The following is a 13,137-nucleotide window of genomic DNA, read 5'->3' as shown; positions in this document are numbered from 1 at the left end:
AAAATAAAATGAACAACCAAAGCAAACCGTCAAAACCAAAAGCAGGCATCATCGGCATTGGACGTATCGGGCAGGCATTGGCCGGTAATTTCATAAAATCCGGCAGGTCATTTAATGCAACAGATATAAATACCGAACTTTTAAACGAATTATCCGGACAATGGGGTGAAACAGGAAAAGCAGGCGATTTACCGACAACAATCCGGGATTCCGACATCCTGATCCTATCCATCTGGTTTGAAGGCATTAGAGAGTTCCTAAAAGAACATGCCGGTAAATTGAATGGGAAAATCATCATTGACCCTTCTAACCCGATAATGATAAATGGAACGGGGACTTTCAAAAAATTGATCGCGGAAAATGAATCCTCCGGAGAAGTACACAAAACATTCATGCCCGAAGGAACTAAAATAGCAAAAGTTTTGTTCCCTGAGTTCTGCCTCTCTCTCTGCGGAAGCGTTCAAAACACCGGAAAGAGGGGCCCTGCTTTATGCCAATGACGACAGAAGCATTGATCATATTATAGAAGAATTGATTCTGGATTCGGGTTTTGACCCGGTTCGGTTAGGAGGCATTGATCAGTCCATCAGAATGGAAGTATTTGGCGATTTGAACGGAGCTGCTTTTACAGAAAGTATTCCGACTGTAACGGAACTCAAATTCAGAATTTAAATTCCCTTATCTTTCAATGAATCTATGAAGCGAATATCCATCATCATTGCAAGCCTCGGATGTTGTTTTTTATCCTGCGGACAAAGCCCCGGGCAAAGCAATGCAAATAATGTAGAATAATTGCAGGAAATCAAACGGGTGAATAACCCAAAAACAGAAAATAAAATGAAAATAGAAATCTGGAGTGATGTAATATGTCCGTTTTGTTATATCGGAAAAAGAAAGTTTGAAACGGCTTTGGCACAATTTGCCGACAAGGAACATATAGAAGTAGAATGGAAAAGCTTCCAGTTGATGCCGGATCTGAACCCAATCCCGGGGAAAAGCCTGGACGATATTCTGGTGGAGACCAAAGGAATGAGCCGTGGTCAGGCAGAGGCAATGAATGCCCGGGTAACGCAGATTGCCAAAAAGATCGGGCTGGTGTACAACCTGGAAAAATCCATTCCGGCCAATACATTCAATGCCCATCGCTTTACACATTTTGCGAAAACACAAGGCAAACAGGGTGAAGCCGAGGAAGCTTTATTCAAAGCCTATTTCACTGATTCAAGGGATATTGGTGATTATGCCGTACTTATAGAATTAGGAAAAGAGATCGGTTTGGATACGGAAGCTTTGAAAACAGCTCTGGAAAACGGCAGCTATGCCGATGCCGTACGAAAAGACATTGATGAAGCCCAACAACTGGGAGTAAATGGTGTTCCATTCTTCGTATTCGATAGAAAGCAAGCGGTATCCGGAGCACAGGAGCCGGCTACTTTTTTACAGGTCCTGGAAGGCTCATTTGCAGAGTGGAGAAAAAATAATCCCGAAACAAAACTGAATGTTATTGACGGTCAGGCTTGTTCAACGGATGGCCAATGCAATTGATCTACAATCAGATGGAAATAGGTATCGACAGTTTCGTATCCGAAACATTAGAAATTATAAAGAAGAACGAGTTGAGCAATGAAGAAGCTATGCATCAGCTTTTGGAGCGAATAAAGTTTGCCGACCGGTCGGGAATTGATGTGTTTGGTATCGGCGAACATCATAGGGAAGGTTTTTTAGACTCTGCGCCGACACATATTCTGGCGGCAGCCGCTGTTGTAACCGAAAGAATACGATTGACCAGTGCGGTAACTGTTTTAAGTGCGGCAGACCCGGTCAGGGTATTCCAGAACTTTGCCACTTTAGACTTGATATCAAAAGGACGGGTAGAAATTGTGGTTGGTCGCGGATCCTCCGTAGAAGCATTTCCGCTATTCGGATATGATCTTCGTGATTATGATGAACTGTTTGAAGAAAAAATCGGATTACTCCTGAAAATCAGGGAGAATAAATTTGTAACCTGGTCCGGAAAGTTTCGTGCACCGTTACACAACCTGCCGGTACTTCCACGTCCTTCGCAAGATCCTTTACCCATATGGATCGGCGTAGGCGGCACGCCCGAATCATTCATCCGGGCAGGACGGTTAGGTTTACCAGTGGTGGTGGCAGTGATTGGGGGTCATACGCACCGGTTTCGACCTTTAGTGGATCTGTATCGTGAAGCAGGAGATAAAGCGGGTTTTTCACAAGACCGGTTAAAAGTAAGCTTGCACTCTCCGGGCTATTTGGCGGAAACTCATGAAAAAGCCCTTAACGATTATGCTCCGGGGAATTTCAAATTCAGAAATATATTCGGAAGGGAAAGAGGATGGCCGCCCAGCACATGGGAGAGTTATCTCGTCAATACCGGGCCAAAAGGATCTTTTCTGCTTGGATCTCCCGATGAAGTAGCCGAAAAGATAGAAAGGCATAGCAAAGCGCTGGGAGGAATCGTAAGGGTCACCTTTCAAATGGATAACGCCGGGCTATCGCACGAACAGTTATTACACTCTATTGAACTGATAGGAACGGAACTGGCTCCGATGTTAAAGGAATAAGCTGAACCCTCCCAAAGCGTACCTCGCGTTCCATAACAGGTCATACAACAGTTTGTCAGCCGTTTTTACCAATTTTTCGACATCAGGAAGGATTATGGACCCCAATCTATTTAAAATCTAATTACTTGCTTGGAAAAAAGAAAATAAACCAGTACTTTTACCGCAAAATAGATTGTATTGAAGAAGAAGGTTGCCATATCATTCATTGTATTATCCGTACTTATCGTGTTGGTATCGGGGACTATACCGCATCATCACCATGGTAACGGAGCAATGTGTTTTTTTATGGCACATTGTGAAAATAACAATTCCACGGACGACAAGCATACCAGTCAAAATACCCATACCTGCCATCACGAAACAACCTGCATTGCAGAAGCAAATTATTATATCAATCCTGAAAGTAAGGTAAAAATCAAAGCGCCATCATGTGACAATTGTGATAATCCGGGTCACATCCATCTTTTTCCCCTATTTTATCTTGTCTCGGACTTCTTAATATACCCCGCTTATAATACCTATACAAAACCAAAATACGGGGAATACATACTCTTTTACACATCCGCCGAAGTAAGTCAGTTTCATGGCTTGCGTGCCCCGCCTTTTACACTTTCCTGATTAACCTACGCCATTCTTCAGTATAGGACAGATAGCTATGCACCAAATATTTGTTGTTAAAACGCATAGTTAGATATTATCTGTTTTTTAACTGACAAAACCCTTAGTTTTGGGCAGCTATGTTTCCATAGTAGGTTAATCTTATTATTGTCCTATCTTCTGTATAAAATTTTCCATTCACCATAAAGCAGCAATAAACATTATCAAAAATGAAACGAGCATGCGAAGTACTAACACACAGGATAAATATTATAAGCGAGTTCCCTCGAATACCTTTGAATATTAACAATTATAATGAGATAAAATCATATATTTTGGGTTTATTCATTGTAATAGCCATACTATTTTCCGGGTGCAATTCCGGAAATAAAAATCAGAAGTCAGGAGCAGAACATGCACATGAACACTTGGACAGGAAGGGGCATGATCATGACCACGAACATGACCATGAGCATTCAGCCGGTGACGGACATAATCACGGTGGGGAAACTTCGGGAAATGACGGTGAATTTGTTGATGAAATCCACTTTACTCGGCAACAGGCCGAAGCCGTTGGCCTACAAGTTGAAAAAGTTACACCCGGCACTTTCAGTTATGTGATTAAAACCAGCGGACAAATTCAGGCGGCACAAGGTGATGAAGTGGTTATTGCGGCAACATCCAACGGGATTATATCATTTACCAACCCATCCATCACCGACGGTAGTCCTGTCGGAGTGGGCCAATCTGTTGTAACCATATCTGCAAAAGAGCTACTGGAAGGAGATCCGGCAGCTAAGGCTAAAATAGAATTTGAAACAGCTCAAAAAGAATTCCAACGGGCGGAACTCCTGGTCAAAGACCAGATTATTTCCACCAAAGAATTTGAACAGGCTCGTCTACGCTACGAAACTGCTAAAACGGCCTATAATGCCCAGGCATCGAATATGACAGCAAACGGAGTGAGGGTCACCTCTCCGATCAGCGGATATATAAAAAACACATGGGTGGCACAGGGAGAATATGTATCGGTTGGGCAACCAATCGCGACTGTTTCTCAAAACAAGCGTTTACAATTGCGGGCAGAAGTATCGGAAAACCATTACAAAACCGTTAAAAATATAATCAGCGCCCATTTCAAGCCGGCTTATGATAATATGGTTTACAAACTTTCCGATTTGAACGGCCGCTTATTATCATTCGGGAAAGCATCGGGACAACAGTCGTTTTATATTCCGGTAACCTTTGAATTTGACAATATCGGGGATATTCTTCCGGGCTCTTTTACAGAAGTCTTTTTGTTGGCTCATCCTCAAGATGATGTGATTTCGGTTCCCGTGTCATCCGTAACCGAAGAGCAAGGCCTTTATTTTGTCTATTTGCAACTGGATGAAGAAGGTTATAAAAAACAGGAAGTAAATCTGGGACAAAGCGACGGCGAGAGGATACAAATTTTTTCAGGATTGAAAGAGGGTGACAGGGTAGTCACCCAAGGCGTTTATCAGGTAAAACTGGCTGCTATTTCGTCCGTGATGCCGGAAGGACACAGCCACAGTCATTAACCGTTAAAGACGAAACGCTATGTTGAACAAAATAATACAATTCTCACTGAACAACCGTCTGGTTATTTTGGTGGCAGCCGTATTACTGGTATTAGCAGGTACGTATACTGCCTCCAATATGGAAGTAGATGTATTCCCTGACCTCAATGCCCCTACCGTTGTCGTAATGACCGAAGCTACGGGGATGGCTCCCGAGGAAGTAGAACGTCTGGTTACTTTTCCCGTAGAAACAGCATTGAACGGGGCAACCGACGTACGCCGCGTCCGTTCATCTTCGACGACCGGTTTTTCCATTGTCTGGGTCGAGTTCGACTGGAGAACCGATATCTATATAGCCCGCCAGATCGTATCCGAAAAACTGGCGGTGGTGAAAGATGCGCTACCTTCAAATGCCGGCAATCCGACCTTAGGCCCGCAATCCTCTATTTTAGGTGAACTGATGATTATCGGACTTACTTCCGACAGTACTTCGTTACAGGATTTACGGACTCTGGCCGACTGGACTATACGCCCGCGTCTGCTTTCGACCGGTGGTGTTGCACAGGTAACTGTTTTGGGTGGTGAAATCAAAGAATACCAGATTTTGCTTAACCCTGAAAAAATGAAGTACTACAATATAGGGTTGGATGAAGTTATCACCGTGGTAACAGAAATGAATCAAAATGCCACAGGAGGCGTATTGTACGAATATGGCAACGAATATATCATCCGCGGTATTCTTTCTACCAATAAAGTTGCATTGTTGGGAAAATCGGTGATAAAGACAGTAGATGATGCACCTGTGCTGCTTGAGAATATAGCCGATGTGAAAATCGGGAATAAAGCGCCGAAATTAGGGATCGCTTCCAACGACAGCAAACCTGCCGTGCTACTGACCGTCACAAAACAACCGGCTGCCAGCACATTGGAATTGACGAATAAACTGGATATTACGCTTGCCGAATTACAGCAGACATTGCCTGCGGATGTGAAAGTGTCGACTGATATTTTCCGTCAGGCCCGTTTTATAGAGAGTTCAATCAGTAATATACAAAAAGCGCTGTACGAAGGGGCCATATTCGTTGTAATCATATTGGTTATTTTCTTAATGAATGTCCGCACAACCATTATTTCACTGGTTACCATCCCTCTTTCATTGCTTTGTACCATCCTCACACTCAAACTAATGGGGTTAACGATCAATACCATGAGTTTGGGAGGTATGGCCATCGCCATCGGTTCTCTTGTGGACGATGCCATCGTGGATGTGGAGAATGTATTTAAACACTTACGGAAAAACAGACAAAAACCAAAAAATGAACAAAGAAGCGTAATGAGCATCGTGTTCGAGGCTTCTAAAGAAGTACGGATGCCCATCCTTAATTCAACGCTTATTATTATCGCGAGCTTTGTTCCTCTGTTCTTCCTTTCGGGAATGGAAGGGCGTATGCTTGCACCGCTCGGGGTAGCATTCATTGTATCACTGATAGCTTCAACCTTGGTTGCATTAACATTGACGCCCGTATTATGCAGTTATTTGCTTGGGAAGCCGAAGAAAGACGATAAGCCGGAAAAAGAAGCCTGGGTTGTACGGAAACTAAAGGGAGTCTATGAAAAAGCATTGGCGTGGGTTTTACACCATAAGAAATGGATATTAGGAGCAACAGGTGGTATTTTGATGGTTGCCATAATTATATTCTTTACGCTGGGACGTAGCTTCCTTCCTGCTTTTAACGAAGGCTCGCTGACCATTAATATCAGTACGATCCCCGGTATATCGCTGGATGAATCGGATAAGATAGGGCGTATTGCCGAAGACATCTTACTTTCTGTCCCTGAAATTCAAACCGTAGGACGTAAGACGGGGCGTGCCGAACTGGACGAACATGCTTTGGGTGTAAATGACTCCGAGATAGAAGCACCATTCGTACTCGATAAACGCTCGAAAGATGAAATGCTGGCTGAAATTCGTGAGAAGCTGAAAGTATTACCGGGAGTGAATATTGAGATAGGGCAACCCATCTCCCACCGTATCGATGCCATGCTGTCGGGTACACGGGCCAATATAGCCATTAAACTGTTCGGGACCGATCTGAACAAAATGTTCGCATTGGGAAATCAAATCAAAGCTTCCATTGAAGATATCGAAGGTATAGCCGACCTGAATGTAGAACAACAAATAGAACGCCCGCAGTTGAAAATAGAGCCCAAACGTGAAGTGATGGCAAAATATGGCATTCCTCTGCCTGAGTTTGCCGAGATTATCAATGTAATGCTTGCAGGACAAGTAGTTTCACAAGTGTATGAAGAGAACCGCTCTTTTGATTTGACATTAAAAGTGAATGACGACAGCAGGGAAACTGCCGAAAGAATTAAAAACCTGACAGTCGATGCAAACGGAAGAAAAGTCCCACTGGGCAATATTGCCGAAGTAATCTCATCCACCGGCCCCAATACGATTAACAGGGAGAATGTGGCACGGAAAATTGTGATCTCGGCCAATATTGCCGGGCGTGATTTGAGGGGAGTCGTGAATGACATACAGAAAACGGTCAATGAAAAAATTGTATTGCCTGAGGGATATCATATAGAGTATGGGGGACAATTCGAAAGTGAGCAGGCAGCTTCACGCATGTTGTTCATCACCTCCATTTTCTCTATTTTGGTGATTTTCCTGCTTCTGTTCAATCAGTTCAGAAGTGTAACCCAATCCGCAGTAATACTTTTGAATCTTCCGCTGGCTTTGATTGGCGGCGTATTCACCATCTTTTTTACCGGAGGTATTATCAGTATTCCGGCGATCATCGGATTTATTTCACTTTTTGGTATCGCCACACGTAACGGCATGTTACTGATGTCCCGCTATAACGACCTGCAACGTGAAGGGTTATCGGCTTGGGAAAGTGTGATGCATGGCTCATTAGACCGTTTAAATCCGATTCTAATGACAGCTTTAACATCCGGGCTTGCCCTCATACCGCTTGCCTTAGGCGGAGAACTGCCGGGCAATGAAATTCAAAGCCCTATGGCAAAAGTTATTCTGGGCGGGTTGCTTACATCTACCTTCTTAAATGGATTTATTATTCCGATTATGTACCTGCTGACAAATAAAAGAGCGAAAGCAGAAGTAGCAAAAATTGAAGAAATCAACAAATAAATAAAATGAGAACAATCCTCATCAGCCTATGGATAGTTCTGGCAAACATTTCGCTTATTGCTCAGAATAGTATCCATACCGTATTGGCTTCGATAGAAGAAAACAATACAACTTTAAAGTCGCTTCGTGAAAGTGCAGAAGCACAAAAATTAGAAAATAAGACCGGCATATATCTTGAAAATCCGGAAGTCGGCTTCAACTATCTATGGGGGAATCCGGCAGATATTGGCAACCGCACCGATTTCAGTGTTATACAAACATTCGATATAGCCACTATCACGGGAATGAAAAACAGAGCGGCCAATAAGCAGAATGTCCTGGTCGAATGGCAGTACAAAGCCGACCGTATGAATATCTTACTGGAAGCAAAGCAGTACTGTATCGAACTGATCTACTACAATGCCTTGAGAAAGGAGCTCGATCTACGCCTCCAACATGCCGAAACGATTGCCGCAGGTTACGAAGACCGTTTGAAATCAGGCGATGCCAATCGGCTTGAATATAACAAAGTGCAACTCAACCTTTCCACTGTACAGGGAGAAATATCCCGTATTGAAGTTGAACGTAATGCACTGCTGGAGCAATTGAAAAGATTGAACGGAGGAGTAGATATCGTACTGGAAGATTACCGGTACGACGACATTTTACTTCCACTCCACTTTGACGATTGGTTTGAGCAAACAGCGCAAAAAAATCCTGTTTTAGCCTATGCCAGACAGGAAATAGAAGTAAGCAAACAACAAGTCGCGCTGAGTAAAGCAATGGGATTGCCTACCCTTTCTGCCGGATATATGAGCGAAAAAGTCGTCGGGGAACGCTTTCAGGGGCTTTCGCTTGGCATCTCCATTCCCTTGTGGGAAAACACAAACCGGGTTAAACAGGCCAAAGCATCCGTAAGGGCTGCCGAATCACGGGAAACGGACAGCCGCCAACAGTTTTACAACCAACTGCAGATCCTGTACAATCGTACTGCAGGTTTAAAAATAGCAGCTGAAAAATACCGCCAATCGTTGGCAACAGCAAACAATACCGACCTTTTGAGAAAAGCCCTCAACGCGGGAGAAATATCGCTGTTGGAGTATATGGTAGAAATCGGCTTATACTACGAAACAATCAATCAAGCCTTAGAAACTGAAAGGGATTACCAGAAGGCTTTTGCGGAATTGTCAGCAGTAGAACTTTAATCTTAGCTCCAAGGTATTATACTTATGAATTATATTTTTTCAATTGCTTCATTCAGCGCTTTCTTTTTTGCTGCACTACTTTTCGGGAAAAAGCCGAAAGCATTGCATGATAGAATTTTATTTTGTTGGCTGATTTATTTAGGAACTACACCCACTCGATAGAAGCTTTGCACGACATCATTGAACACGGCGGAGGACATCACTCACATTAAACTGAAGGAATTTCCACCCCTCTCTCTTCATCTACTGCCCAGTGCAGCGATGATTTACGATTTTATCTATTGAAATTCCCCTTGTGTCATAGTTGTCGAAGTTTCATTTTTAATTTGGTGATTATCCTTTTTCGCACTATATTCGCATTGTAAAAACGTACATACCCGAACTACATGTTTCGGAACTACAATCAAAGGAAAAATCATGCAATTAACGGTAAAATTAATTCAAACTCTTCCGCTTCAATCCGGAACCGGAAAAAATGGTGAATGGAAAAAACAGGATATCATTGTTGAAACACAAGATCAGTATCCCAAAAAGATATGTGTTTCTTTATGGGGAAATAAATTCCAGCATGTTTCACTCAATTCCGGCGAACTGTACACCATAGATTTTGATGTGGAAAGCAGGGAATTCAACGGAAGATGGTATACCGATGTAAAAGCCTGGAAAATAGAAGCTCAAAATAATACTGCAACTCCTCTACCGGAAGATGTACCACCGCCGGAAAACCCGTTTAGCGAGGTGAATGAAGGGATTGATGATTTACCGTTTTAAACTGTTGTGTAATAAGCCCCCGTTCCTTTTCTATGAACGGCTAACACAGCCTTACTTCTATTACCTGCTCCATTTATTAGATTAAGTCCGTCCTGTGCCTTATCACCTGTTGGTTACATTGAAAATGTCAATGAAGTATTTGTGCCGAATTTTCAGAAAGCTCTTCCAATGACATTTTTTTATAAGGACATCTAAATTTACCTCTCCTAAAATTATCAAACCTGGTTTTAAATTTACGTCCAGTTGGAAGATGGACTACATCAATTAAATCTCTAACATTGATAGATACATCTGGGTAGAGGGGATAATATTGTCCAAAATATTTCTTCTTAAAAACATCAAGTATTTCTTGGTTGGAAATCTTATTTCCGGATTTATATACCTCCTTGTAATATTTATCAAAACAATCTTTATGTTGGCATTGGATCCCTTTACCATCCCTCCTTCTGCACATTATCCAATTCCAGCTACAGTAAAATCGATGGCCACAGCTTTTACGCTTGATCAGAAGATATTGCTTGTTATACGCATAATGCTCTCTCAAAGTAAGTAGCTCCATTTCCTCTGATTGAGAAAAAAAGGGAATGATCTTTCTATCAAAAGTTCCTAAACAGCCTTTTGCTTCACTTTCACTTTTATGGATATAAGGTTTTAAGGACTTTTCGTTATTATCTATCAAACTTTCGATATAATCGTTCTGTTGCTCATCCTTCATCAACCTATTGATTGATTTTGCTTTATTTTGATACTCTCCCAGCATGATCTTACTAAGTTTGTACAGAGCTGAGCGTTCCTTCTGGTCAATTTTATCAATCCTCACCGGTTCATAATTAGGGATATAACGCTTATGCTTGACCTTCCTGAAGGAATCAGGGTTATTAATCTGCTTCAATCTATTTTTTATCTCAGCAACTTCCGAACACAACAGTTCGTTTAAGAATAGCAATATAGTTTTATGCTCATTTCGCACCGAAACCGGAAAAACTAAGGTTAGAAAAAAAGAGACCTTATCTCCCCAATGGTCACTATCAATGACAATTTTGTCATCAAATCGAATATTAACTATACTAGAAATCTGTTGAATTTTTTCCTCGCTCATATAGTAAGACTGCTGTTTACCAAGTTTGATTTGATCTTTACAAATAGGACATAAAAAATATAATTTCGCAACGCTGTAAAACTTTCTCAAAAATGTTTTTCCATGAATTTTACAATAAAATTCGGTTTCACCCATATCATGTAGATGTAGCATGGAAAGATGATCGGCATGCTTAAATTCGATATGATCCTTATGGAAATATTCCAATCTTTTGATATGTGCAACAATCCTTGCATTTCGAAAAAACTCCGGATCTCGCTTAGCGGCTTCAATATTTTCACTCTGTATTGGCAAATTATTTTGTATCGCCCTATCTAAAAATGCTCTTTCAATAATCCTGAGCTGGGTTTGCATTGGAAGATGCTTATTCTTATCATCATATAATTTAATACGCTCAAGGTTATTACCGAGGAGGTTGTTCTTTATTCTATCTCTCTCCTGATAAGCATAGATATCCTTCTCACTTCTAAACCATCCTTTCCCAACGTGAATGGAGCTATCTATCTCGAGGTAATTTGGAGTCGTCGTTAACATAAAATCTACTCTATAGGTCTTTTTTGGGCCTATTTTTATTGGGTATTCAGCCACATAGTCAAGATTGAAATAAGCGAGTAATGCCTGATAGTATGAATGTACATAGGATACATGATTCTCACGGGTACATTGAGTACAACCTACATTCCTATGCCTAAAGTCGGACCAAGAGACCTCATATTCATCATGTAAATGACAGGTTAATTCATTTACTCTTATTCGAATTTGGCCAATCTGCGAGAATGGTCTAATCTGTCCTTCAATTTCTGATCTTGAAGACAAGAGTCTAAACTTCTTACCAGAATGGGTATAGAAGCGATCTTCATCCATTTCTATATAAGCTTTAATAAAATCATAGTCTTTATGAAATGAAACATTCTCATAACAGAATGCACAACGTTTATTTTTAAACAAAACCTCCTCAGGGGTAGCTAAAAATGATGGATGTTTGGAATTGGAAGTACACCAATGTAAAATTTTCTCCTTTGTATCAATTTTCTCCGATGTATCAACCGGAGCAATCTTAAGTTTGAAATTGGCTATCTTATGATTATACTCTTCAAAACTAGTCTTTCTGAGTCGTTGTTTGTTGCAAAGATTACACAACATTGCCCCTTTATTTCGTTTGGATATGCGAAACGATTTCCAGGATAGTTGATAAGATCCTTGTTCAGGGTGGTGATTACAAGATACAATTAAGAGTTTGGTAAATCTATCCACACTATGTAATGTCAGCTGACCAGAAGTTTGTTTGGCAATATAGTCCCTCAGGTCAACATCATCTTTGATCCTTTCTAATATATTACCGGCATAATCCCTACATGTAGGACATTTTGCATTTTTAAATGATTTAGGTGACTTGACATAAAAGGATTTGCCGCATATTTGATGTATAATCTTATAACCTAAAGGAGTGACACTGATAAGATCATATTCATTAGATGAATTTCTTCTAATTTCAGTTCTCCATCGTTTAAGTTTAAGCAACAATTGTTGCTTAAACTTACAATTACGACACACGATATGTCCTGGTGAATCAATAGCTGTAAGTATATTGCTATAAGTATGATTCTTTGGTTCCCCACATGTCTTACAAATTAAAGGTAAACGTGATTTTGCATGGTAAACATGATCTTTGTCAATTCTAACCCTATCTAACAACCAGGGAAAACTGGTAGATTCGGACATGATTTTTTCAGCTTTCAGTAGAAAATTCTCATTTCTCTCTTTCTTCTTTGGTATTGCTTTACAGTCTCGACAGCTACAATGGTTCGGATTGTTAAATAAGTGGTGTTTCAAATTTCCTAACGTATGTCTTGTATTAAATCCACAAACCTTGCAACTCAAAGGGATGTAATCTCTATTTCTTAAATTCGCAGTTGCCCTAAAGCCCGGAGCAATGCTCCAGTTCGTCGTTAAATTGTCACTTAAGACTTGTTCAAGCTCCTCTATTAGCATTATAGTACTTTTTAAATTCTTCAATTTACCATCATTACTACTATTAATTGAGTAATTTAAAAAATTATAATTATCTACTTACACATTTCCAGAACACCAATCATTATAGGTTAGTACGCTCTCTGCTGCTACGATATTGCAGCGAAAACCCTCGCAAACAATTAGTCTACGAGGGTTTATTATTTCAGCGGAAAGAAAGGGATTCGAACCCTTG

General features: G+C 41.0%; 9 protein-coding genes. 8 read left to right on the top strand and 1 reads right to left on the bottom strand.

Annotated elements, in window-relative coordinates:
- Positions 1-8: 8 nt before the first annotated feature.
- The 8 genes from Q0502_RS07040 to Q0502_RS07005 all read left to right on the top strand — a co-directional run bounded on the left by Q0502_RS07040 (position 9) and on the right by Q0502_RS07005 (position 9,832).
- Positions 9-500, top strand: a complete 492-nt coding sequence (locus tag Q0502_RS07040; protein WP_298648910.1) for an NAD(P)-binding domain-containing protein — start codon at positions 9-11, stop codon at positions 498-500.
- 337 nt (positions 501-837) lie between these two features.
- Positions 838-1,545 carry a DsbA family oxidoreductase gene (locus Q0502_RS07035; protein ID WP_298648908.1) on the top strand — a complete coding sequence of 236 codons (708 nt, stop codon included), beginning with the start codon at positions 838-840 and terminating at the stop codon, positions 1,543-1,545.
- The gene (locus tag Q0502_RS07030; RefSeq protein ID WP_298648906.1) at positions 1,536-2,582 is read left to right on the top strand and encodes an LLM class flavin-dependent oxidoreductase; all 1,047 of its coding nucleotides are present in this window, start codon (positions 1,536-1,538) and stop codon (positions 2,580-2,582) included. Before Q0502_RS07035 ends, Q0502_RS07030 begins: the two co-directional genes overlap by 10 nt.
- Before the next feature lie 177 nt (positions 2,583-2,759).
- The gene (locus Q0502_RS07025) at positions 2,760-3,200 is read left to right on the top strand and encodes a DUF6769 family protein (RefSeq protein ID WP_298648903.1); all 441 of its coding nucleotides are present in this window, start codon (positions 2,760-2,762) and stop codon (positions 3,198-3,200) included.
- A 299-nt stretch (positions 3,201-3,499) separates the two neighbouring features.
- Positions 3,500-4,741: an efflux RND transporter periplasmic adaptor subunit gene (locus Q0502_RS07020; protein ID WP_298648949.1), complete on the top strand. Its 1,242-nt coding sequence runs from the start codon at positions 3,500-3,502 to the stop codon at positions 4,739-4,741.
- 19 nt (positions 4,742-4,760) lie between these two features.
- Entirely contained in the window at positions 4,761-7,877 is a 3,117-nt protein-coding gene (locus Q0502_RS07015) for an efflux RND transporter permease subunit (RefSeq protein WP_298648901.1), read from the top strand.
- Positions 7,878-7,882: 5 nt separating this feature from the next.
- Entirely contained in the window at positions 7,883-9,061 is a 1,179-nt protein-coding gene (locus Q0502_RS07010; protein ID WP_298648898.1) for a TolC family protein, read from the top strand.
- 417 nt (positions 9,062-9,478) lie between these two features.
- The gene (locus Q0502_RS07005; protein ID WP_298648896.1) at positions 9,479-9,832 is read left to right on the top strand and encodes a DUF3127 domain-containing protein; all 354 of its coding nucleotides are present in this window, start codon (positions 9,479-9,481) and stop codon (positions 9,830-9,832) included.
- 127 nt (positions 9,833-9,959) lie between these two features.
- Here Q0502_RS07005 and Q0502_RS07000 read toward each other — a convergent pair whose 3' ends face one another.
- The gene (locus Q0502_RS07000; protein ID WP_298648894.1) at positions 9,960-12,923 is read right to left on the bottom strand and encodes a hypothetical protein; all 2,964 of its coding nucleotides are present in this window, start codon (positions 12,921-12,923) and stop codon (positions 9,960-9,962) included.
- Positions 12,924-13,137 lie beyond the last annotated feature (214 nt).

The organism is uncultured Proteiniphilum sp. (assembly GCF_937873925.1).
GTDB lineage: Bacteria > Bacteroidota > Bacteroidia > Bacteroidales > Dysgonomonadaceae > Proteiniphilum.
The sequence above is the reverse complement of the archived record's forward strand: the minus strand, read 5'-3'. Positions and strand labels throughout refer to the sequence as shown.

Coding starts and splice junctions, on each gene's coding strand:
- Q0502_RS07040 (WP_298648910.1), top strand. CDS start 9: ATGAACAACCAAAGCAAACCGTCAAAACCAAAAGCAGGCATCATCGGC.
- Q0502_RS07035 (WP_298648908.1), top strand. CDS start 838: ATGAAAATAGAAATCTGGAGTGATGTAATATGTCCGTTTTGTTATATC.
- Q0502_RS07030 (WP_298648906.1), top strand. CDS start 1,536: ATGCAATTGATCTACAATCAGATGGAAATAGGTATCGACAGTTTCGTA.
- Q0502_RS07015 (WP_298648901.1), top strand. CDS start 4,761: ATGTTGAACAAAATAATACAATTCTCACTGAACAACCGTCTGGTTATT.
- Q0502_RS07010 (WP_298648898.1), top strand. CDS start 7,883: ATGAGAACAATCCTCATCAGCCTATGGATAGTTCTGGCAAACATTTCG.
- Q0502_RS07005 (WP_298648896.1), top strand. CDS start 9,479: ATGCAATTAACGGTAAAATTAATTCAAACTCTTCCGCTTCAATCCGGA.
- Q0502_RS07000 (WP_298648894.1), bottom strand. CDS start 12,923: ATGCTAATAGAGGAGCTTGAACAAGTCTTAAGTGACAATTTAACGACG.